The organism is Variovorax sp. Soil_C_39 (assembly GCF_057656815.1).
The window spans coordinates 26,991-47,615 of sequence record NZ_JBDGJQ010000018.1 but is presented as its reverse complement, the minus strand read 5'-3'; the positions used below and the strand labels follow the sequence as shown (position 1 = coordinate 47,615).

Sequence of the window (20,625 nt, the reverse complement as noted above, 5' to 3'; positions counted from 1 at the left end):
TGCGGCGTCTCGATGCTCTTGCTCTTGCTCTTGCTCTTGGGTCGAGCACCTCACCACAGTTCTCAGTTGGTAACGGCCAATTTTCTACAAAAGTCCTCCCAGAACACCGGCGAGCACATCAGGCATCGACGCAAAGGGGGAATGACTAGCTTCCAATGTCTTCACGTCAAATTTGTTGGCCGGCGTCATTGCGTCGGCTTCGGCGATCATCCGGTCCTGTAGCTCAATAGGAAGCGCGCGGTCTTGAGTGCATCGGATAAATGTTCGAGGGACCGCCCCCCACCGCTGGGCGGTCCCTCGCGCATCGTCGTTCACCGCTGCCAGGGGAAGATCGGGGTTGAGATAGCTTGCAAACCCGATGAATTCTTCGTTCGGGACATCGCCATAGAAAGCAATGCGGGATTTCTCCACGTACGAGGCATCGCCGCTACGTGGATTGATGCGTACTGCGCCGATGACGGATGGGTCGCCGATATAGATCGAAGATGCCAATGTGCTCGAGTTTTCGGGTAAAACGCTGTATTCGGAAAGACTCTTAAAGCGCGTTGGCACAAAAGCGGTGAGATAGACGAGCCTTGCGATTTTCTCCGGAGCAGCCTCTCCAGCCAAAGTGATAGAAAGTCCTCCGAAGCTATGTCCGACAAGCGTCACCTTTCCAAATTTCGCGAGTTGTTTGATCTGCGTGACTATTGCGTCGCGATAGTCGGAAAGATGCACATCTTTTGCAGGCGAAACCTCGGTTTCAAGCTTAACGAAGTCGTTCGAAAGATACGATTTCGGATAGCGAGCATTGAGTCCGCTTCCAGGCAAGTCGATAGAAAAGACGTTGTGACCCATCGCCGTCAGGGATTTGGCTAATCTATTCCAATGCGCTGCCGCATGCCAGGCGCCGTGAACCAACAAAAAGTTCTTCTTTCTTGGTGCGGCCGCGTGCCCACTGCCAGAAACGGAAAGAGCTGCGCCTGCGGCAAAAAGGGGACTCTTTTTTAACAGATCTCGGCGAATCATAAATTTCCTTCAATTTTCAATTGACGTACTGACATATGCATCGAATTAAGTGTGTATGCTGACTATTAATAATCTCTAGGATCGGCTCTCAGTGCCGTCGCTCTCCTTGCTACCAATATCTGCCGGTTCGCTTGCCATGGGCAGGCTTGGATCAGCCGCCCACTCAGCAAGCGAGCCGTCGTACAACCGGACATCCTCTCGCCCCAACAGTGCAAGAGAAAACACGGTGCCGCTGGCTGCGAGGCCATAGCCGCAGTAAGCGATGACCTCGCAGCCTGGTGCCAGCACCTTGTCAAATTGCGCACGCAAGTTGGCCACTGGCAGGAACCTTTGCGTCTGCGTATCCAGGTGGAACGCAGCAGGAACGTTGACACTGCCTACGATGTGGCCGCGCCGACCATAGACATTGCCACCTTCACCTAAAAAGAAGGGTGGCAGCCGAGCATTGGTCAAGGCGGTATTTTTTTTCTCGATGCTCCTGAGCACGTCGTGACGATCCGCTAGCAGGGCGATCCGCTTGAGCGGAGTGAATGGCTGCCATCCAACAGGTCGATGGGGTGAGAGAAATGCGTCCTCCCCATTGGCCGTTGGTCGAGCTTCCAGATTCCAGAGTGTCCAGCCTCCATCCAAAACGCTGCATCGGTCGAACCCATACAAACGCAGCACCCACCAAATGCGGGTGGCGGTCCACATCTCGCCGCGGCTGTAGACGACAACTCGTGTGTTCGCCCCGATGCCCAGGCGTTGCAAGGCCCCCGACAACTGCTCAGGCCCCGGCGCCATGAATCGCACGGGATGGGTCGGGTCAGACAACTCTTGCTCAAGATCGACAAACTTGGCCCGGGGAATATGCGACTGACGAAATTCCGAATGCGCTCGAGAAAGCTGCGTAGCAGAGTCCAGTGAGTCATCGAGATAAGCTGTGCAATCGAGAACGATCAGGTCGGGATCTTCGAGATGGGCCTGCAGCCAAGACGGGGAAACCAGGAGCCAAGATGGCGCACTGGGGAGGGCGTTGGTCTCGTCACCAGTGCCACCGTTGATAGTGCCAGGGGCGCCCCGCGGGCTCAGCTGAGTGGACGTCATCGTGCGTGTGTTCTCTCGTCTATTCGTCAAGCCTTAGGCCTGCTTCCTGGATCACATGCTTCCAATCGGCTGACTCCAATCGAATTTGCTTCGCGTAGGCATCATGCGGAAGCTTTGGATCTTCATAGCCGAACGTCCGGTAGCGCTCCACCAAGTCAGGCGAAGCCAGTACCTCGGCGAGGTCATTGGAGATCTTTTCGCGGAGGTCGCGCGCAGTTCCCTTAGGCGCAAAAATTCCCGTCCCACCCGTGACCTCGAAATCCCGAGCAAGCTTGCTATCTTCTGCAGCGGGAAGGTCAGGCATCGAAGCCAGTCGCTTGCGGGCGGCCACTGCGATGAATCGCAGCCTTCCGCTTTTCTCCAAAGCGCCGGCGCTCGCGAGGCTGCCGATCGCCCAGTCGACTTCGCCATTGGCCACGGCGGTGTACAGCTGTACCGTGTCCTTGTACGCCACGTGTAGCATCCGAGTCTTAGTCAACGATTGCAGTTTGAGACCGCCCAGATGGCCGGCGCTGCCGACGAACCAAGAGCCATATGTCACCGCGTCGGGTTTGGCCGCGGCTGCGCGCACGATGTCATCCAGACTCTTGAGCGGACTGTCCTTTGCCACTGCGACAAAGAAGTTTGACAGCTGCAACGCACGTACTGCCTCCAAATCCTTGACGGGGTCGTACGGAAGCTTTGCAAACGTGTGGGGGTACACGCTGACATGACTGGCATCCGCGTTGTAGAGGGTGTAGCCATCGGGCTGTGTCGACTTAAATAAGGCCATTGCAATGAAGCCATTGCCACCGGGTCGGTTGTCAACGATGACCGGTTGGCCCCACTTCGCGTTCAGTCCTTGCGCGATGGCGCGTAGCGCGGCATCAGGACCGCTTCCCGTGGAGAATGGGGAGATGATGCGAACTGGTTTGGTCGGACGAAACTGCGCAAAAGCAGCCAAGGGGGCGATCAGGCCTGCGATTAGGCTGATTCGGAACAAAAGAATGCTTAGTATCTTCACAGCGCGCTTTTCATCAGGGCCTGAAGGTCATCTTTGAGACGGACTACTCGTCCAAGCGAAGACCGGCGGCGTTAACCACTTTTTTCCATTCAGCCGATTCCTTGCTGATGTAGCTGGTGAAGGCGTCCGTTTGCAGGCGCTGGTCTTCGTAGCCGAAGGTCTTGTAGCGCTCCACCATCTCGGGTGAGGCCAGCACTTCGGAAATGTCGTTCGCGATGCGATCACGGATGTCCTTAGGCGTGCCCCTCGGAGCGAAGATTCCGGTCCATCCCGTTACGTCGAAACCCTTGGCCGACACACTCTCGGAAGTGGCGAGCACATTGGGGAAGAGCACGAAGCGCTTGGGCGCCGCAACAGCGATGAATTTGATCTTTCCCGCCTTTTCCAGCGGACCGGCACTGGCAATGCTTCCCAGCGCCCAATCCACCTCGCGGGTGGCCACAGCGGTGTAGAGCTGGACCGTGTCCTTATAGGGAACATGCAGCATCTTGACGCCGGTCAACGACTGGAGCTTCAGTCCCCCAAGGTGGGCTGGACTGCCGGTGAAGTAGGACCCGTAGGTCACACCGTCGGGCTGACCCTTCGCAGTGCGCACAATGTCATCTATCGTCTTGAACGGGCTGTTCTTTGGCACAGCCACGAAGAAGTTCGATAGCAGGAGGCTACGCACCGGCTCCAGGTCCCGGACAGGGTCGTACGGGAGCTTGCGGAACGTGTGGGGGTGGACGGTGACGTGACTGCCGTCGGCATTGATCAACTCATGGCCGTCAGGTGAGAGGTTTTTGAATGCGGTGATTGCGATGAAACCGTTGCCGCCCGGACGGTTGTCCACGATGACGGGCTGGCCCCACTTCTGCGACAGCCCTTGAGCCACGGCCCGCAGCGCCGCGTCAGGCCCGCTTCCCGCCGAGAACGGGATGGTGATGCGTACCGTCCGGGTGGGGTGAAACTGAGCGTGGACGATGGTTGGTGTCAAGACCGTCGACATAGCGGCCAGGAAGGTTATTTTGAAGAATGGAATCACGATGTCTCCTGCATGGTTTTTGGTATCGGTTGACCGCATCAAAGCGCGGCGCTTAGGCGTAAGCTAGGCGGCCGCCCGCGCAGGCCCAGTTTTCCCAGGCGGTTTCCTGAAAGGAAACCATCACGTTTTCCGGGTCAATACTCACGGACCGAAGCTGTTGCACAAGAATTTCGAGCACCTTCTTTTTGATCAGGACGCTTCGGCCAGTCGACCAAAGGATCTCGATGAGGATGAAGTTGTCGTCCCGTACGCGGCGGGCGTCTGGAAACTCGCCGTCGAACCGGAAGTCCTCCTGCTCCATTTCTAGGAAGCGATGAAACTTGTTGGCCTTGGGCACGCCCGCCTGAAGCAAGGCCTCCTGAACGGCGTCAAACACGGCGTCCTTGAAGGCGGCCGGCTTTTTGCCGCGGGCGGTTATGGTCACGATGGGCATAGGCGAAAGTCCCGTGGCTACAGTGATTTGAGATGAATGCCGCCGCCGACTTCGAAGGCGCCGCCCGTTGAGAATGCAAAGGCGCCCGAGCACAGGGTGGCGACCGCCAGACCGATGTCCTGCGGCGTGCCCCAGCGACGTATGGGACTGATGCCTTCGGCGATTTTTTCGTCGAACACGGCTGCTGAGACGGCCGTCATGTCGGTACGAATGATTCCGGGGCGTACCTCGTGCACGCCAATACCGGCTTCTGCGAGACGTAGCGCATACAGCTTGGCGGCCATGGATACGCCCGCCTTGGACAGGCAGTACTCGCCGCGAGAAGGGCTTGCCGTCTCGGCGCTGATGGACGAAATGAAGACGATCGACCGGTAGGCCTTCGTGTCGGCCTGCAGCATGCGTCGGGCAATGTGCTGCGTCAGGAAAAACGGGCCGCGCAGGTTGATATCTAGGTTGCGGTCATAGCTATCGACGCTCACATCCAGCAGGTCGCCGCGCACATTGACGGAGACACCGGCGTTGTTGACCAAGTGATCGATTCCGCCAAAAGCCTCCCACGCCCCCTGGCACAGTGCTGGCAATCCTTCCAGATCGGCAATGTCGGAAATTACCGTTTTGACGGCACGGCCTCGGGTCTCGACGCCGCGAAGGGTTTCGTCCATAGCCGCGTCATGCGTGATGTCGTTCAGAACAAGATCGAACCCGGCATCAGCCAGTGCGTAGGCAATGCCTTGTCCAATGCCACGCCTGGCGCCGGTGACGAGAGCGGTTCCTCGGGATTGAGTCATGAATTTCTACCTTTGCTAGATACAGAGCGCCGGTGCGTTGATGCATCCGACGCGTGCTGTGGAGTGGGACTCTATGGAAGTCAGTCAATGCCGTATAGTGATTGTTTGTAGAAGAAACACTTCCCATTGGTAATTGTCATGAGCTCCTCCAATTTGTCTGAAGCGTTCACTCGAGCCGTGCAATTGAGGCACCTACGCTGCTTTGTCGCGATCGCGCAGGAGCGAAATCTGGCACGCGCAGCGAGCAGGTTGTCCATCACCCAGCCGGCGGTTTCCAAGACCCTTGGGGAGCTCGAATCACTGGCGCAGAGCCAGTTGATGCGCAGGACTACAGAGGGCCGGCGAGGCATGCTCGGATTGACGGATGCAGGCGAGCGCCTCCTGTTGCACTCAATTGCCGTTCTAGACGCTGTCGGCGCAGGCGGGGCATCGCTGTCCGAGGCCCCGGAGGGTGCCTCGGAGTTGCTTCGATTGGGGGTTCTGACTTGCCTGAGCTCTGGGGCGCTGCCGAAATCGTTGGCGCGTCTTGTCACGGACCGTCCGGCCCTACACACCTCAGTAGAGACCGCAGGCAACCAGCTGCTGTTGGAACAACTGCGGTCTGGAACTTTGGATATGGTCTTGGGTCGCATGAGCGATCCCAAGTTGATGACAGGCCTGAGTTTTGAGTTGCTTGGCATGGAGACCCTTGCCTTTGTTGTTCGCAAGGGACATCCCTTGGGAGTGGAGCCATCACCACTGCAATCGGTGATCGCGCATATGCTCGTCGTACACCCCAGGGGAACAGTGCCCCGTCATCGACTCGATACCCTGCTGGCATCGCGTGCCCTCAAGCCGCCGGCGAGGATGGTCGAAACCTCCGACTTCACGTTGGCTCGAGGGCTCGTGATGGACTCCGATGCAGTCTGGATCGCACCGCGCTTGTCGGTGATCGACGACGTGAACTGCGGGCTGCTAGCCACATTGCCAATCGACGCGGCGGGAACCGACGAGCCGGTCGGGCTGTTCCGAAATGTCGGGCAGAGGCCAACGCTCGCGGCCGAGGAACTCGCGCGGTTGCTCAGGACGTATTTCGAACCAGCCCCGCCGCGCTAGCACGGCAATGGCGCGGTGATGACGGCGATGGGATTCACCTCCGGCATGAACCCGAGGAAGCTCCCAATGAACTCCACGGATGCCGCGGCCATCTCCGCGCCCGTCTGGACTTGGCATCCCCTGTCGCGCGCAAACGCGAGAAATGGCGTGATCTCAGGTGAGGTGATCGCATCGCATACCAGCGTGGACGATTCCAGCGTGCTCAGCAACGCACCGGGCAGCGGCATTGGGTCTTGCGAGCTCATGCCGACGGGGGTCACGTTAACGACGAGGTCGAGGCCCAGCAACGTGTCGCACCGCGCCTGCACGTCGACTTCGGGGAATTGACTGCTCAGCATTCTCACCAGGTTGCCTGCACGCTCTTCGTCGGTGTCCAACACCGATACACCGGCGGCGCCCGTCTCGCACAAGGCGTAGGCGATGGCGCTGCCCGCGCCGCCAGCACCGATCACCAGTGCATACTGGCCTGCGCTCTTGAAGCCGTGAGTCCTTGCCGCGTTAAGAAAGCCGAAACCGTCCACATGGTCCCCGTGGAGGCTGCCGTTCGCCTCCCGTCGCACGACGTTGACTGCTCCCAGCGCATGCGCGCGAATGCTGAGCACGTCGACGTTGCGGGCGATGGCCTGCTTGTGAGGCACGGTTACGACCGTGCCCAACAGATTGGCCGTCGCACGCAGCAGGCCGATGAATTGAGGAACTGCCAAGGGATCAAGATCAAAGGGAACCATCGCCAGGTCCTGCCCAGTCCGAGCGAAAAGGGGGTTTAGGTTGCCGGGCATACGGACTTGCGCGACAGGATGGCCGACGATGCCGATGAGTCGAGTGGTGCCAGAGATCATGAATGTTTTGGGTGTGGAATAAACAAGGGAGACATAAGCGCAGTTCACTGGCAGAAGTCGAGCAGCGCCTTGGCGAGTCGGGCGGGATGTTCTTCCGAAAGGAAGTGGCCGCAATCAGGGAAGCTGCCGCCCTGAACCTGATCGGAAACGGCACTTATGCGTTGGCGTACCTGGTCGCCCCACCGTGTTTCGGCTCCCAGGGCTAGCACCTTTAAGTCTGCAGGCAGGCGGCCGGCCGCCCGGTTGTCAGCGACGTCTTGTGGAAATGCGCGGTACCACTCCATGCCCGCCCGAAAAGCTCCCGGGACTGAGTAGGCGCGGACGTATTCGTCCATGTCCTCAGGTGAGATGGCACCGCGAATATGGGTTTGGCGGTGGATGAAATTCGAGAGGTAGGCGTGTTCCCTGCCGCCGCAGACCAGTGCCTCTGGAAGATCCAGTTGCTGGTGAAACGCGAAGTGCCAGATGATGCCGTTGCTCACGATGCCGTCCCAATCGCCAACGCCGGGCAGCGACATGTCCAACACAGTGAGCGAGCGCAGCGGAAACTGCCATGCATAGGCGTAGGCCACCATGCCGCCGATGTCATGCCCGACCACGTGCGGCGCGCCGGCCTCGAGCTGCTCGATGATGCCGTGCAGGTCGGTAGCTAGCTGCTTTTTACTGTAGCCGCCTGCTGGCTTGTCGGACAGACCTACCCCGCGCAGGTCGGGCACGACCAGCGTGTAGCGCTCGCCAAGCAGCGGCATCACTTGGTTCCAGCTCCACCAGTTCTGTGGAAAGCCGTGGATCAGCAGCATCAGGGGCGCAGACCCCAGTGGCTGGCCACCCAAGACATAGTGCAGTTTCACGCCAGATACGATCGCAGCGCAATGCTCGAATCCTGGGGGCGCAACACCGGGCTGGGGAGAGGTAGAAGGAGTCTTCTGGGATGCAAGTTGGGGCATGAGGTGAATCTCGAGAGAGAGAGGTGGATTGGTGAGATGAGTTGGAGATGGATCGAGGAAGGATGTGGTCGTACGCATCTGACCGCCTCTTCGGGTACCGGTCTTCAGAGCCAATGGAAGGCCATCTTGGTGCGAGGCGGGAGACTGCGCTACACGCCAAGATGTTTCGTCAGGAGGTCCGGGTTTTCGCGCAGTTCGGCCGATGTTCCGGAGAACGCGATCTGCCCCTTGACCAGGATGACGCTGCGGTCGGTGATTTGAGTGACGTGACGCCAGCTTTTATCGACGATCACGCTGCTGATACCGCCTTCGCGGATGAGGTTGCACACGCGCCAGATCTCGCGTGCGATAAGTGGAGCGAGGCCTTCAGTGGCCTCATCGAGGATCAGGACGTCGGGGTTGGTCATGAGGGCACGGCCGATGGTCAGCATCTGCTGTTCGCCTCCGGACAGTTGCTGCCCACCATTCTTCAGTCGTTCTTTAAGACGGGGAAAGGTCTCCAGCACGCGGTCGTACGTCCAGTCCTGCTGCCCGCGAGTCCCGGCCCGGGCGGCTACGCGCAGGTTTTCCGAGACACTGAGGTTGCCGAAGATGCCGCGGCCTTCTGGCACATAGGCCACGCCTAGGTTGGCGATCTCGTGGGGCGCCCGAGCGGTCATGGTTCGGCCTGCGATTGAAACCCTGCCACCACGCGGCTTGACCAGACCCATCACGCTTTTGAGAAGGGTACTTTTTCCCATGCCGTTGCGGCCCATTAACCCGACTGATTCCCCAGGCCGGACTTCGAAGTCGATGCCGCGCAGGATGTGGCTGGCGCCGTAGTAGGTTTGCAGATCGACAACGTCGATCAACGGTTGCACGCTCATTGCTCTTCTCCCAGGTAAGCGGCCCGGACATCCGCATGGCTCCGGATTTCCGCGGCGCTTCCGCTGGCGATGACTTTGCCGTTGACCATCACGGTCAACTGGTCGGCCAGCGCGAACACGGCGTCCATGTCATGCTCGATAAGCAGCAACGCGTGGTCCTTTTTCAGCCGCGTGAGCAGGGACACCATCTTTTCCGCCTCGGTCACACCCATGCCGGCAAGCGGCTCGTCCAGAAGTAGGACTTTGGGGTCTGTGGCCAACGCCATGGCGATCTCCAACTGCCGCTGCTCACCATGGCTGATGGCATCCGCCTGGACATCCCGGCGGTGAAGTAGGCCTGCCAGTTCCAGGGCATGCGTCGCACGTTCATTGACCGCTTTCAACGAAGTGGCGCCGGTGAACCAGTGCCAAGTATGCGGGTCGCGTGACTGGGCGGCGAGCCGCGCGTTTTCCCAAACCGTGAAGACGGGAAAGATGTTGGTCTTCTGAAAGCTGCGGCCTAAGCCGTGGCGGGCCAGCCGGCTCGCGCTCCATCCCGTGACGTTGCGCGACTCAAGGACAACCTCCCCCGAGGTCGGCTCCAAGTCGCCGGACAGCAGTGCAGTCAGGGTCGATTTACCCGCTCCGTTAGGACCGATTACGGCGTGGATGCGGTTTCGCCAAAGATCCAGGCTCACGTCGTTGACTGCGAGCAGGCCGCCAAAGCGCTTGCTCAGCTGCCGAGCCGACATCATCACCTCGCTCATTTGGCTATCCTCCGGCGCTGCGAGAGCCAGTGGACCATGCCCAGAATGCCGCGAGGGGCAAAGGTCACCAGTAGGACTATGAAAAGTCCCAGCCACAGCTGCCACCGTTCTCCAAGGTCGACGGGGCCGAGGCTGGGAAGATCCTTGAAGCCAAAGAGGACCAGTTCGTAGACAAATGCGCCGAGGATCGCGCCGGCGAAGTTGCCGGCGCCACCAAGAACGACCATCATGAGTACCAATGCGCTGGTGTGAAAGCCGATCAGTTCCGGGCTGACCAGCCCGTTGAGGCTTCCGTACAGGTATCCCGCCAGCCCGGCGACTGCGCCGCCGAGCGCGAACGCCAGCAGCTTGTAGGAAAACGCGTCGAAGCCCAACGCCGTCATGCGATGTTCGTTGACCCGGATGCCGGCCAGTGCACGACCGAAGGGGCTCCAGAGCAGACGACGGAAGAAAAGGAACACCAGCACCATGACGCCGAGCACGAGAAAGTAAAAGCTTTTCCTTTCCTCTAGGTCCAGAAGCTGGACGCCGAAGAAGTGAAGCGTCGGCCGAAAGTTGATATAGAGACCATCCGAGCCACCCAACGGTTGGTTATCGAAGAAGAGGTGAAAGATCATCTCGGAGATCGCCAGCGTCACCATGATGAAGTAGATCCCTCGCGTGCGGAGGGCAACGAAACCGATGGCCAGCGCCAGCAGCGCCATGGCCGACATGACCAACGGTAGGCTCCACCAAAGGCTAATGGGACCTGAGGCTGGTGTCAGGAATGCAAGGGTGTAACCGCCCAGGCCGAAGTAGGCAGCGTGCCCCTGCGACACCATGCCGCTCACTCCTTGCAGGAGATCGAAGCTCATCGCGAAGATGGACAGCACCAGCATTCGGGTGACCATCTGCGTGTAGAAGTCGCTGCCGGCAAATGGCACTGCGATGAGGCTGGCGAGGCCGATCAATAACGCCAGCCGAAGTCCGGGCGAGAGGACTTCCAAGTTGCCTCGTGGGGTGTTTGGTGTGGAGACCATGATGTTTTGTGCAATGAGTGATGGGTGCGGAAAGCGTGTCCCGCATAGTCAATCGAGCGTTGTGTGTTCTTTACCTTCTCCGTTCTGCAGGCACTCAGCTCTTGAACAAGCCTTCAGGCTTCCAGACGAGGACGGCGGCCATCAGCAGGTAGATCAACATGCCCGCGACCGCTGGTAGGAAGACTTTGCCGAAGGTGTCGACCGTGGCCACGAGAAGTGCGGCGACAAGCGCTCCGCGTATAGAACCAATCCCTCCCAGCACCACCACCACGAAACACTTGATTAGGACGTCGGCTCCCATGTTTGGATAAACGCTGGACAACGGAGCGGCGATCATGCCTGCCACTGCTGCCAGTCCAACGCCAATGGCAAACACGATGGAGAAGATCCGTCCAATCCGAATTCCTAGTGCGTCGGCCATGTCACGGTTGAAAGCGCCGGCCCGGATCTTCATTCCGAGCGTGGTCTTGTTGATCACGAGGTACAGGCCCGCCACGAAGGCCAGGCAAACTCCAGCGACGAACAACCTGTAGAGCGGATACGACTGGTTGTCGGTGAGTGGGATCGCATGGTTTAGGGCGCTGGGAATCGCAACTCCGTGCACGTCCACACCCCAGAGAATGGCGCGCATTTCCTCGAAGATGTAGATCAGCCCGAAGGTCAGCAGCACCTGGTCCAGGTGATCGCGGTCGTAGAAATACCTGAAGAGAGCCTTCTCGAGCAGGATGCCGAAACCGACGGCAAGAGCCGACCCGAGCAGAAGTGCTATGGTGAAGCTGCCTATCGACACCGTTAGCGCCCAGGCGAGATATGCACCCAGCATGTAGAAGCTGCCGTGCGCCAGGTTGACCACGTTCATGATTCCGAAAATGAGCGTGAGGCCGGCAGCCAGCATGAACAGCAGCAGTCCATACTGCAGGCTGTTGAGCAGTTGGATGAGAAATCCGGTGAAATCCATCGGGCTCTTTCTTTGGGAGGGCGATCACTGGGGGACCGCTGGTCGGTCGCGCGCGCTGCGACAGGGTCGCAGACCTACACGGGGCCTGCGGAGATGGGGCAGTAGCGTGTATCAGCCTGCGCTCAGCTTGCAACCCGTGGCTGGGTCGGCCAGTGCTTTGGCGGCGACTCCGACGGGCCGGTTTTCCTTACCGACGACTTGGTTGAGGTAGAAGTCCTGAACCGGGTTATGGGCCTTGCTCATCGAGAATCGCCCGCGCGGGCTGTCAATGACCGCGCTCTCGAGGGCCCTGTAGAGCGCCGGCTTGTTCGAGAAATCTCCATTCACCGCCTTGGCTCCTTGCAGCAGCAGCAGCCCCGCGTCGTAGCCGTGTACCGAATAAACATCCGGTTGGCTCTTGTAGAGTTTGGCGTAGTCCAACCGGAACTGTCGGTTGCGTGGACTGTCCAGGCCGTCGCTGTAGTGCAGCGTCGTCATGATTCCTTCGGCATCGCTGCCCACTGCTTCAAGGACGCCTTCGGTCAGGAAGCCTGGTCCCCATAGTGGAATCTTTCCGCGCAGACCAGCTGCGGCATAGTCGCGGATGAACTTTGCCGCACCACCACCCGAGAAGTAGGCCACGACTACGTCGGGTTTCAGGGCGGCGATCTCCGAGATCTGAGCCTGAAACTCCACCGAGGGAAAAGGCACACCAATGGACTTGATCAAGGTGCCGCCGGCCTTCTCGAAACTTTCCTGAAAGCCTTCGAAGGTCTCGTCTCCGGCGGCGTATTTCCACGTGATCCAGACTGCACGCTTGAATCCCCGCGAGACGAGCGCCGAACCCAGCGCTGCGCCCGGTTGCCAGTTGGAAAAGCTTGTGCGAAACACATTGGGAAGACACAGCGATCGCGTCGCAGCATTGAGGCCTGCGTTGGGGATGATGTTGAGCACGCCGCTGTCGCGTGCGACCTTTTGTACCGCCATCTGTACGCCCGAGTGCACGGTTCCAATAAGTGCATCCACCTTCTCGCGTTGCACCAGCTTGTTGGCGTTTTCAATCCCCTTGGACGGATCGGCTTGGTCGTCCAGTGTGATGAGCTCTACGTCGCGGCCACCGAGCTTGTTGCTCTGCTCATGCAGAGCCATGCGCAAGCCATTGGCAACGTTGGTTCCGATCTGCGCGAAGGTGCCGGTAAAGGGCAACATCACACCGACTTTGAGCTTGGTGCCCTGGGCGCGTGCGGCAATCGGCAGCGCGGCGCCGGATGCTGCCAGGCCGCTGATAAGCGAAGCGCCTTGAACGAGGAAGGTTCTTCTTCCTGGGGTGCGATGGCTCATGTCTTGTCTCCTTGGTGATGGCTGGTGGCTCGTCTGTTGGCGTTGTCGTGACGACTCAGGACTCGAAAAATCGGGACAAGTGGCTGACGAGGAGTGCTGGTTGCTCCTCGGGTGGGTAGTGGCCAGATGCGGCGATCAACGCCGTCTCGATCCGCTCAGCCACCGAGCCCATCGACGACAGCCAACTCTCCCCATAGGAGTGCTCCGCGCCGATGAGTTGGACAGGCGTGGACAGGGGCCGCTGGACCCAGTCGCGGTTGTCTTGCGCGTCCTGCGGGAGCGAGCGGTAGTAGGCGAAGCTCGAGCGCAAGCCGCCCGGTTGCCGAAGTCCCGCTTCGTAGACATCGAGGTCGCCGTCTGTGATCGCCTGGGCGTTGAAGAGGCCCACTTGGTCTCGCCACAGCACACAACGAAGAAACACACGCTCGCGGCCTGCGACCAGAGCTTCGTTTAGGTCGGACATCATGTTGAAGGCGTAGTGCCAAGACCCGCCCAGCAGGGGATTAGCGACCGACGGTTCCATGATTCCGGGGATCCCGCACTCGATCATGGTGAGGTGGCTCACCTCTTGCGGCCAGGACGCCGCGTAGGCATAGGCAACCTGCCCGCCCACGTCGTGTCCCACGAGGCGAATCGATGAGTGCCCTAGCGTCGCCAGCAACTCACGAACCACGCCGGCTATGGTTTTCTTGTCGAAGCCCGTGGAAGGGTGGGAACTCTCACCGAACCCTGGCAGGTCGGGTGCGATGACGGTGTAGCGTTCCGCCAGCAGCGGGACCACATGACGCCAGGCATGGGATGTCTGAGGCCAGCCGTGCAGGAGCACCACTGGCTCACCTTGGCCTGCGATCGTTGCGGCGATCGTGTGGTTACGCAGCCTGATCCGCTCACGGCGCGGGACATTCAAACAGGAGGGTGGTGTCATGGGGTGGGCGGCTTGGGGGTGGAAAACTGATTCCCGAGATCTGGTCTAAACGGTCCATAAATCGGCAAAATGAAAGGAGCTTGCGCCCCGTCGTTGGTGTTCGGTCGCGACCTTACTTCTTGAAGCGGTCTACCAACGCGTCGATCGTGATCCGCCACGACGCCTCGTCAAGACCTGTTTTGCCAAGGACGCGTAAGCCTTCCATCATGCACAGAAGAATCCGAGCCGCATGGGCCGGCTCTACGCCTTCGGCGAGTTCGCCCTGCTCCTGTGCCAGCACCAGTGTCGCGACCAAGCGTTCTTCATAGCTGGCAAAGAACTTCCGGATGCGTTGGCCTACTTCTGCGTCCTTTGCAGCCAGCTCCATGGCCGTGGCAATTAACAGACAGCCGCGTTTGCCTCCAGGGCCGCACGAGCGATCCACATAGCCGTTCAGACAGTCGCGCACCCTCTCAAGGGCGGGCAGCGGAGCGTGGAGGCTGCTGTTGATACGGACATTCGACTCGTCGATGTACTGCTCCAGGGCACTCAGGAACAAGCCGCGTTTGTCGCCGAAGGCGGCATAGAGGCTGCCTCGAGAAAGTCGCGTGGCCTTGAGCAGGTCAGGCAGCGAAGTCCCGCTATATCCATTGGTCCAAAAGACGTTCATGGCGCGCTTGATGACGTCCTTGGGATCGAACTCGCGAGGCCGCCCCCTGGTCATCGACAACGACGCATTGTTGGTGTTCATGTGAGGAATATAAACCGGTTGGTTCAAAAGTAAAGCAAGGGTTAGTACCGATTTTTGAAGGGAAAAGATTTTTTCACAAAAAGATCGTTGATCGTGAGAGCGCTTTCAAGACCAATCGGTCGTTATTGAAGTAGCATCTGCGCCATTCCTAGATCGCATCAGTCATCTTCGAAAACGCCATGAACCCTGAACCTAGCACCACATCGCGGGGCGAGCTTTTCGCCAACTTTGAACGACTCGACGAGCGTACGCCGCGCGCGCGCTTTCGCGGCGTGACTGGGGGCAACGGGCCGCCGGTGCTCTTGTTGCACGGCTATCCGCAGACTCACGCCGCCTGGCATGTGGTAGCCCCGCGTCTTGCCGCACACCACACCCTGGTCATTCCTGATCTGCCTGGCTATGGGGAGAGTGAACTCTTGGACGCAGGCCCGTGGCACAAGCGGGCCGTTGCCGAGGAATTGCTTGCCCTGATGCATCAGCTCGGCCACCAGCGTTTTGGCGTCGTCGGCCATGACCGAGGAGCACGTTCGGGTTACCGGCTCGCGCTCGACCACCCGGAGTCCGTATTCGCCTTCGCCTCGTTGGCGGTGGTGCCCATCCACGACGTCTGGCCGGCACTGGACCGTTCGTACGCCATGAGCGTGTTTCACTGGTTTCTCCTGGCCCAGCCCGGCGATCTGACCGAACGCCTTTTGTCCAGCGACCCGGACTTTTTCTTGGACACAACCCTCGATCGTATGGCGGGGGGTATCGACTCTCTGCACCCGCTGGCCGTGGCCTCCTATCGGGAGGCGTTCCGCAAGACGACGGTTCGGCGGGCCATCATCGAGGACTATCGAGCAAGTCACGGGGCGGACGCCGCGCATGACGCGTCTGACGTCGCAGCAGGCCGCAAGATCGCCTGCGCCGTGCTCGTCCTATGGGCCGCCGAGCGTCTGGTTGCCAGCGGGATGGAGGCGCCTTCCGGTCTGAGTGCCGCGCAGGTGTGGCAGCGGTGGGCGGCAGACGTAAGAGGCATCGAAGTGAGCTGCGGCCACCTGATTCCAGAACAAGCGCCTGATGAAACACTGGACGCGCTCATCCCGTTTCTCAACCGTGGCGCGATGACGCCGTGCATGGGAGGAGCCTAGCGGTGAACGACGTCGAACTTTTCACGCCACAGGGGTTTCGCCACCGCTTGGTCGGTGCCGGTGGCATCAAGCTGCACGCGGTTGTCGGCGGGGAGGGACTGCCCCTTCTACTCATCCACGGATTCCCCCAAACCTGGTACGCATGGCGCAAGGTAATGCCACTGCTTGCAGAGCATCACACGGTGGTCGCCTTCGACCTTCGGGGCGCGGGCCACTCCGATTGCCCCCAGGGCGGCTATGACAAGGCAAGCCTGGCGGGAGATGGGCATGCACTCATGCTCGCCTTGGGGCATAGCCGCTACGCAGTGTGTGGTCACGACATCGGTGCCATGGTGGCGTATGCCCAGGCTTCGCTTTACCGGGACCATGTGTCGCACCTCGCGGTTCTTGATACGCCTCTTCCAGGCTGGAGTCGTTGGGAGCAGCTGTTCGCAGACCCCAAACTCTGGCACTGGTCGTTTCACAAAAAAACCGATCTTCCAGAGCGCTTGATCTATGGACGGGAGTACGACTACATCTCGACATTCCTTTTCGATCGGGTGTTCGATCACGGCGCGTTTGATGACGCGTCGGTAAATGTCTTCTCACGTGCTTGGGCGCAACCGGGCCGTACGCGCGGCGCGATGGAGTGGTATCGCACTTTCGAGAAAGATCGCGTAGATGCACTGGATTGGAAGAGGCGGTTGCTGACGATTCCTGTGCTGGCGCTTGGCGGTGATCAGCGCTGGGGCCCGGATATGGTTCGCATGACCGAGGAGCTTGCCTCCAATGTGCGCGGAGGCAGCATCTTGGACTGCAACCACTGGATTGCGGAAGAAAAACCTGCAGAACTATGTTCCGCGTTGCTCGACTTTCTGGCCGAGGGCTCTGATGGTTGACCCTTTTGTCGGATCAATGCTGATGCCTTCCCCGCCTTCCGGTCTGCCCAAACAGTCAGGCTGCGCGCCATCGTCGTCATATTGCAGAAGTGTGCTCCGGGCTGGGCGTTCTATTGAACGTGGATCGCTGCAGAGCGACGTCGCAACCCACTTCCAAATTCGCCCGGGGATTCCTGGCACTACGGTCAGCGCCTAAGCCTTCATGAGCTGCCCGCACTTACACACTGAACTTTGACTTCATGACGAACCACGACAACGCATCGAAGGCCATCGCATGACTGATGCCCACTCCTTGCCGCTGCTGTCTCTGCATCATCTGACGATGCTGAGTGCGCATCCACTCGAGCTCATCGATGCAGCCGCTGCTGGTGGCTTCGACTACGTTGGTTTGCGCATCGTGCGCCCGATGAAGAGCGACTCGCTGGTTGACGTGGTGGGCAACGGCGCGCTCATCCGTGACATCCAGCAACGCTTAAGTGATACCGGAGTGCGCTTGCTCGACATCGAGGCAATCTGGTTGCAGGAGAACTCTGACTTTGGCGAACTGGAGGCCGCTCTCGCTGTCGCCCGCGAGCTCGGTGCAAGTAGCGTGCTTTCCGTCGGCTTCGATGCAAACCAGGCTCGGCTGCAGGAGAACTTCGAGCGCCTTTGTGAGCTCGGTGCACGCTACGACCTAGATATCGGCCTCGAGTTCATCACCTATTGCGCCGTCGGTACGCTGCGGCAGGCTCAGGCCATGGTTGCGGAGAGCGCTCAGCCGAATGCGCGGCTACTGATCGATGCACTGCAGTTCTTCCGGTCCGGTGCTACCAACGAGCAGCTTGTAACTGTCGATCGGTCGCTCTTGCGCTATGCCCAGCTGTGCGACGGCCCAGCGATTGGGCCGGTGTCCCTCGACGATCGCCGCCGTGAAGCCCGCGTTGCGCGCTTGCTGCCGGGCGAAGGCGAACTGCCATTGGCCGGCTGGCTGGCGGCGCTGCCAGCCGGTATCCCGCTGAGCGTTGAGGCTCCCACGCTCAAGCTGGCCGGGCTGCCATTCGATGAGCAGGCACGCATCGTGGGCCAAACCACGCGCACCTTCTTGCGGTCTTTACCAGAGATCGCTTGTTCTTCCATCCATACCACAAGGAAAGACCTCTCATGACCATCACTTCGTCCAGCCCTGAAATTTTGCAGCAGGAACTACTCATACGGCAGCTCATCGAGCGCTGGGCAGTGTGGCGCGACGCTGGCGACTGGGAGCGCTTTGCGACCGTCTGGCACCCGGATGGCGTGATGATGGCAACTTGGTTCCAGGGCCCGGCCAGCGAGTTCATCCGCGTCACGAAAGAAGGCTGGGCCAAGGGCGTCAGCATTCTGCACTTCCTCGGCGGCTCGGCCATCGAGGTGGAGGGCGACCGCGCCATCAGCCAAACCAAGATGACCATCTCGCAACGTGGCATGGTTGAAGGTTCCGACGGCCCGGTGCTCTGTGACGTCGTCTGCACTGGCCGCTTCTATGACTTTGTCGAAAAGCATGAGGGCCAGTGGAAGATTTTGCACCGCCAGCCGATCTACGAGAAAGACCGCATCGACACGGTCGACCCGACGGCAGAGTTCAAGCTCGACAAGGATTACCTTGCCTCCATGCCCGAGGGCTATCGCCACTTGGCCTACATCCAGACCCGCATTGGCTACCAGGTTAAGCTCGACATGCCCATGCTCAAGGGCGACGTGGTGCAAGAACTTTATGCACGCGGCGCACGTTGGCTGGCAGGCGGCGCGCTGGAGCGGTGAGTATGTCTAACGTCAACGCTCCTGCGTCGTCCGTCCGCACCTCGCTTGCTGCCTACGGCGGCAGCACGTTCTCCTACATGTGGAGCGGCACGGCGCTCGACGCCATGCGCCAGATGCAGGCGCTGGGTCTGAACGTCTTCGACATCATCATGGTGCCAGGCCACTGCTGGCATGACGAGCTGTCGCCCGCGCAGCGCACCGAACTCTCAGCCACGCTGCGCAGTGAAGGCCTGGCCATCGATTCGCTCAACTTGCCTGCGCTTGATCAGAACCTTGCCAGTTGCGTGCCAGAGGCGCGGGCCTATGCGGTTTCGCTATACACCGACGTCCTGCAACTAAGCGCCGATCTGGGCGGCCGTGCCGTCGTGGCCGTCCCCGGCCGCGTCTCTGCCTTGTTTCCGCCGCCCCGGATCAGCAGCGAGGGGTGGCTCGAAGACAGCGTGACGCAGTTACTGCGGGTGGCCGAGCGACTGGATCAAACGCTTTACATCGAGTCGCATCCGCAGACACCGATACCCACGGTCGCCACCATCGAGGCATTCATGGCGCGGTTGCCACACGAACGCCTGAAGGTGGCTTATGACGTGTCCAATGCTGAGTTTGTCGCCGAAGACCAAGTTGATGCTCTGCGTCGGCTTGCCCCGCGGCTGGGCCAACTTCATCTGTCTGACGGCACGAGGTCACGGTGGCGCCATGACCGTATCGGCTTAGGGACCGTCGATTTTCCCGCGATCATGCGCACGCTGGATGAGATTGACTTCGCCGGCACGCGCGTGCTGGAGATCGTCTCGCCCACACCTCGCGAAGATATCGAGCGGTCAATCGAGGCCTTGGGTTTGATGCGCTAAGGCCTTCAACGACGCGTTCCGCCTCGAAAAACCGTATGACCGTGCATTGGTTTTCGCCGGCCGGCTCGCGCGCGACCTATGGCGGCGTCGTCGGTGAACTCCACAACAACCCCTTCCCGAATTGTTGAAGCGATCGGATGCCTCAAGCCTTTGCAGCGGTCGATCGAAGGAAGCACGTTGTTCGGTTGATGCGGCGACAGACGCCGTCCCTTTCACGCGCTCTGCCGCTACCTTGAGCTCACCTATATGAAACTTGCCATCGATTCCTACAGCTACCACCGCTATTTCGGAGAAATCTACCCCGTCATCGAACAGGATCCGGGCACCCGCATCGGCGTGCACGACTTTCTGGACAAGGCCAAGGCGCTGGATGTGGCCGGCGTGTCCATCGAGTCCTGCTTTATCCCCGATCCGTCACCCGACGAGGTGCGCGCGCTCGCTGCGAAACTGAAGACGCTGCAACTCGACTGCGTCTGGGCTTGGGGCCACCCGGGAGGGTTGCGCTCGGGGCAGGCTCCGGAACAGGTGGCTGACCTCCAGCGCCACACTGCGATCGCGGCAGAGGTGGGAGCGGCGGTGATGCGCATCTGCTGCGGCGGTCGCCGCACCCGGCCAGCCGACTGGGCCATGCACAAGGCCGGCCTGCTGCCGCTGCTGCGCGATGCCACAGCCCATGCGAAGGACCACGGCGTGACGCTGGCCATCGAGAACCACATCGATTTCCTGGCCGACGAACTGTTGGAGCTCGTCGAGACGGTGAATTCGCCCTGGCTGGGTGTCTGCCTGGACACCGCCAACAACCTGCGCATGCTGGAAGACCCAGCCGTGGCCATTGAAAAGCTTGCGCCCCTTACCCGTACCACGCATATCAAGGACATCACCGCGCAGGGCGGCAACCCGCGCGAGTTCGCCTTCTGGCCGAGCGTGCCGCTGGGCCGCGGACTGATCGACCTACCGCGAGCCTTCGGCGACCTTCGCAAGCACGGCTACACCGGCCTGCTAGCACTGGAGATCGACTACCTGCACCCCGGCTACGCCGACGGCGATGCGGCCATCGCCGAAAGCATCGACTACATGCGGCGCCTACTTGGCGGGGCTGAATAAACCTGCCCTACGGCCGCCATTACCGCCCCCGGCGTGTGGCCGTTGTTGCTCAACACGCGCTTGCCGCGCCATGGTTTCACCCTATCCAGATAGCCATCCTTC

General features: G+C 60.2%; 22 protein-coding genes. 7 read left to right on the top strand and 15 right to left on the bottom strand.

Annotated features, from left to right (window positions below; translation table 11 throughout):
* Positions 1–84 precede the first annotated feature (84 nt).
* From AC3A6J_RS26665 to AC3A6J_RS26640, 6 genes are all read right to left on the bottom strand, one after another.
* The gene (locus AC3A6J_RS26665; RefSeq protein ID WP_487863026.1) at positions 85–1,008 is read right to left on the bottom strand and encodes an alpha/beta fold hydrolase; all 924 of its coding nucleotides are present in this window, start codon (positions 1,006–1,008) and stop codon (positions 85–87) included.
* 75 nt (positions 1,009–1,083) lie between these two features.
* Complete coding sequence (locus AC3A6J_RS26660) at positions 1,084–2,094, bottom strand: sulfurtransferase (protein ID WP_487863025.1); 1,011 nt, start codon at positions 2,092–2,094, stop codon at positions 1,084–1,086.
* A gap of 19 nt (positions 2,095–2,113) precedes the next feature.
* Positions 2,114–3,097 (bottom strand): Bug family tripartite tricarboxylate transporter substrate binding protein, encoded by a 984-nt coding sequence (locus AC3A6J_RS26655; protein WP_487863024.1) that lies wholly within the window; start codon positions 3,095–3,097, stop codon positions 2,114–2,116.
* 43 nt (positions 3,098–3,140) lie between these two features.
* On the bottom strand, positions 3,141–4,121 hold the full coding sequence (locus AC3A6J_RS26650) for a Bug family tripartite tricarboxylate transporter substrate binding protein (protein WP_487863023.1): 981 nt from the start codon (positions 4,119–4,121) through the stop codon (positions 3,141–3,143).
* 52 nt (positions 4,122–4,173) lie between these two features.
* Positions 4,174–4,554 carry a tautomerase family protein gene (locus AC3A6J_RS26645; protein WP_487863022.1) on the bottom strand — a complete coding sequence of 127 codons (381 nt, stop codon included), beginning with the start codon at positions 4,552–4,554 and terminating at the stop codon, positions 4,174–4,176.
* Positions 4,555–4,571: 17 nt separating this feature from the next.
* Positions 4,572–5,342 carry a 3-ketoacyl-ACP reductase gene (locus tag AC3A6J_RS26640; RefSeq protein ID WP_487863021.1) on the bottom strand — a complete coding sequence of 257 codons (771 nt, stop codon included), beginning with the start codon at positions 5,340–5,342 and terminating at the stop codon, positions 4,572–4,574.
* Positions 5,343–5,480: 138 nt separating this feature from the next.
* Between AC3A6J_RS26640 and AC3A6J_RS26635 the strand changes: the two genes are divergently transcribed.
* The gene (locus AC3A6J_RS26635) at positions 5,481–6,437 is read left to right on the top strand and encodes a LysR substrate-binding domain-containing protein (RefSeq protein WP_487863020.1); all 957 of its coding nucleotides are present in this window, start codon (positions 5,481–5,483) and stop codon (positions 6,435–6,437) included.
* On the opposite strand, the gene AC3A6J_RS26630 is transcribed toward AC3A6J_RS26635, so the two are convergent.
* The 9 genes from AC3A6J_RS26630 to AC3A6J_RS26590 form a co-directional block, all read right to left on the bottom strand.
* On the bottom strand, positions 6,434–7,276 hold the full coding sequence (locus AC3A6J_RS26630; RefSeq protein ID WP_487863019.1) for a shikimate dehydrogenase family protein: 843 nt from the start codon (positions 7,274–7,276) through the stop codon (positions 6,434–6,436). The two genes, AC3A6J_RS26635 and AC3A6J_RS26630, sit on opposite strands and share 4 nt — an antisense overlap.
* Before the next feature lie 44 nt (positions 7,277–7,320).
* Positions 7,321–8,076, bottom strand: a complete 756-nt coding sequence (locus tag AC3A6J_RS26625) for an alpha/beta fold hydrolase (protein WP_487863018.1) — start codon at positions 8,074–8,076, stop codon at positions 7,321–7,323.
* A gap of 296 nt (positions 8,077–8,372) precedes the next feature.
* Positions 8,373–9,089, bottom strand: coding sequence for an ABC transporter ATP-binding protein (locus AC3A6J_RS26620; RefSeq protein ID WP_487863017.1), 717 nt, complete (start codon positions 9,087–9,089; stop codon positions 8,373–8,375).
* Positions 9,086–9,835 (bottom strand): ABC transporter ATP-binding protein, encoded by a 750-nt coding sequence (locus AC3A6J_RS26615; protein WP_487863016.1) that lies wholly within the window; start codon positions 9,833–9,835, stop codon positions 9,086–9,088. The genes AC3A6J_RS26620 and AC3A6J_RS26615 overlap by 4 nt, the downstream gene beginning before the upstream one ends.
* Complete coding sequence (locus AC3A6J_RS26610; RefSeq protein WP_487863015.1) at positions 9,832–10,854, bottom strand: branched-chain amino acid ABC transporter permease; 1,023 nt, start codon at positions 10,852–10,854, stop codon at positions 9,832–9,834. Before AC3A6J_RS26610 ends, AC3A6J_RS26615 begins: the two co-directional genes overlap by 4 nt.
* Positions 10,855–10,948: 94 nt before the next feature.
* Complete coding sequence (locus tag AC3A6J_RS26605) at positions 10,949–11,812, bottom strand: branched-chain amino acid ABC transporter permease (RefSeq protein WP_487863014.1); 864 nt, start codon at positions 11,810–11,812, stop codon at positions 10,949–10,951.
* Between the two features lie 111 nt (positions 11,813–11,923).
* Positions 11,924–13,132 (bottom strand): ABC transporter substrate-binding protein, encoded by a 1,209-nt coding sequence (locus tag AC3A6J_RS26600; RefSeq protein WP_487863013.1) that lies wholly within the window; start codon positions 13,130–13,132, stop codon positions 11,924–11,926.
* A 55-nt stretch (positions 13,133–13,187) separates the two neighbouring features.
* On the bottom strand, positions 13,188–14,057 hold the full coding sequence (locus AC3A6J_RS26595) for an alpha/beta fold hydrolase (protein WP_487863012.1): 870 nt from the start codon (positions 14,055–14,057) through the stop codon (positions 13,188–13,190).
* A 112-nt stretch (positions 14,058–14,169) separates the two neighbouring features.
* On the bottom strand, positions 14,170–14,787 hold the full coding sequence (locus tag AC3A6J_RS26590; protein WP_487863011.1) for a TetR/AcrR family transcriptional regulator: 618 nt from the start codon (positions 14,785–14,787) through the stop codon (positions 14,170–14,172).
* Between the two features lie 179 nt (positions 14,788–14,966).
* Here AC3A6J_RS26590 and AC3A6J_RS26585 point away from each other — a divergent pair, with 179 nt between their 5' ends.
* The 6 genes from AC3A6J_RS26585 to AC3A6J_RS26560 all read left to right on the top strand — a co-directional run bounded on the left by AC3A6J_RS26585 (position 14,967) and on the right by AC3A6J_RS26560 (position 20,523).
* The gene (locus AC3A6J_RS26585; RefSeq protein ID WP_487863010.1) at positions 14,967–15,917 is read left to right on the top strand and encodes an alpha/beta fold hydrolase; all 951 of its coding nucleotides are present in this window, start codon (positions 14,967–14,969) and stop codon (positions 15,915–15,917) included.
* A gap of 2 nt (positions 15,918–15,919) precedes the next feature.
* A complete protein-coding gene (locus tag AC3A6J_RS26580; protein WP_487863009.1) occupies positions 15,920–16,795 on the top strand; it encodes an alpha/beta fold hydrolase in 876 nt (291 codons plus the stop codon).
* Positions 16,796–17,069: 274 nt separating this feature from the next.
* Complete coding sequence (locus tag AC3A6J_RS26575) at positions 17,070–17,939, top strand: sugar phosphate isomerase/epimerase family protein (protein WP_487863008.1); 870 nt, start codon at positions 17,070–17,072, stop codon at positions 17,937–17,939.
* Positions 17,936–18,571, top strand: coding sequence for a nuclear transport factor 2 family protein (locus tag AC3A6J_RS26570; RefSeq protein WP_487863007.1), 636 nt, complete (start codon positions 17,936–17,938; stop codon positions 18,569–18,571). Before AC3A6J_RS26575 ends, AC3A6J_RS26570 begins: the two co-directional genes overlap by 4 nt.
* Positions 18,572–18,573: 2 nt before the next feature.
* Positions 18,574–19,419, top strand: coding sequence for a sugar phosphate isomerase/epimerase family protein (locus AC3A6J_RS26565; RefSeq protein ID WP_487863006.1), 846 nt, complete (start codon positions 18,574–18,576; stop codon positions 19,417–19,419).
* 246 nt (positions 19,420–19,665) lie between these two features.
* Positions 19,666–20,523 (top strand): sugar phosphate isomerase/epimerase family protein, encoded by an 858-nt coding sequence (locus tag AC3A6J_RS26560; protein WP_487863005.1) that lies wholly within the window; start codon positions 19,666–19,668, stop codon positions 20,521–20,523.
* Positions 20,524–20,625 lie beyond the last annotated feature (102 nt).

Excerpts from the sequence above, each read along its gene's own strand:
- AC3A6J_RS26665 (WP_487863026.1), bottom strand. The coding sequence starts at position 1,008 with ATGATTCGCCGAGATCTGTTAAAAAAGAGTCCCCTTTTTGCCGCAGGC.
- AC3A6J_RS26660 (WP_487863025.1), bottom strand. The coding sequence starts at position 2,094 with ATGACGTCCACTCAGCTGAGCCCGCGGGGCGCCCCTGGCACTATCAAC.
- AC3A6J_RS26645 (WP_487863022.1), bottom strand. The coding sequence starts at position 4,554 with ATGCCCATCGTGACCATAACCGCCCGCGGCAAAAAGCCGGCCGCCTTC.
- AC3A6J_RS26640 (WP_487863021.1), bottom strand. The coding sequence starts at position 5,342 with ATGACTCAATCCCGAGGAACCGCTCTCGTCACCGGCGCCAGGCGTGGC.
- AC3A6J_RS26635 (WP_487863020.1), top strand. The coding sequence starts at position 5,481 with ATGAGCTCCTCCAATTTGTCTGAAGCGTTCACTCGAGCCGTGCAATTG.
- AC3A6J_RS26630 (WP_487863019.1), bottom strand. The coding sequence starts at position 7,276 with ATGATCTCTGGCACCACTCGACTCATCGGCATCGTCGGCCATCCTGTC.
- AC3A6J_RS26625 (WP_487863018.1), bottom strand. The coding sequence starts at position 8,076 with ATGCTGCTGATCCACGGCTTTCCACAGAACTGGTGGAGCTGGAACCAA.
- AC3A6J_RS26620 (WP_487863017.1), bottom strand. The coding sequence starts at position 9,089 with ATGAGCGTGCAACCGTTGATCGACGTTGTCGATCTGCAAACCTACTAC.
- AC3A6J_RS26615 (WP_487863016.1), bottom strand. The coding sequence starts at position 9,835 with ATGAGCGAGGTGATGATGTCGGCTCGGCAGCTGAGCAAGCGCTTTGGC.
- AC3A6J_RS26610 (WP_487863015.1), bottom strand. The coding sequence starts at position 10,854 with ATGGTCTCCACACCAAACACCCCACGAGGCAACTTGGAAGTCCTCTCG.
- AC3A6J_RS26605 (WP_487863014.1), bottom strand. The coding sequence starts at position 11,812 with ATGGATTTCACCGGATTTCTCATCCAACTGCTCAACAGCCTGCAGTAT.
- AC3A6J_RS26600 (WP_487863013.1), bottom strand. The coding sequence starts at position 13,132 with ATGAGCCATCGCACCCCAGGAAGAAGAACCTTCCTCGTTCAAGGCGCT.
- AC3A6J_RS26595 (WP_487863012.1), bottom strand. The coding sequence starts at position 14,057 with ATGACACCACCCTCCTGTTTGAATGTCCCGCGCCGTGAGCGGATCAGG.
- AC3A6J_RS26590 (WP_487863011.1), bottom strand. The coding sequence starts at position 14,787 with ATGAACACCAACAATGCGTCGTTGTCGATGACCAGGGGGCGGCCTCGC.
- AC3A6J_RS26585 (WP_487863010.1), top strand. The coding sequence starts at position 14,967 with ATGAACCCTGAACCTAGCACCACATCGCGGGGCGAGCTTTTCGCCAAC.
- AC3A6J_RS26575 (WP_487863008.1), top strand. The coding sequence starts at position 17,070 with ATGACTGATGCCCACTCCTTGCCGCTGCTGTCTCTGCATCATCTGACG.
- AC3A6J_RS26570 (WP_487863007.1), top strand. The coding sequence starts at position 17,936 with ATGACCATCACTTCGTCCAGCCCTGAAATTTTGCAGCAGGAACTACTC.
- AC3A6J_RS26565 (WP_487863006.1), top strand. The coding sequence starts at position 18,574 with ATGTCTAACGTCAACGCTCCTGCGTCGTCCGTCCGCACCTCGCTTGCT.
- AC3A6J_RS26560 (WP_487863005.1), top strand. The coding sequence starts at position 19,666 with ATGAAACTTGCCATCGATTCCTACAGCTACCACCGCTATTTCGGAGAA.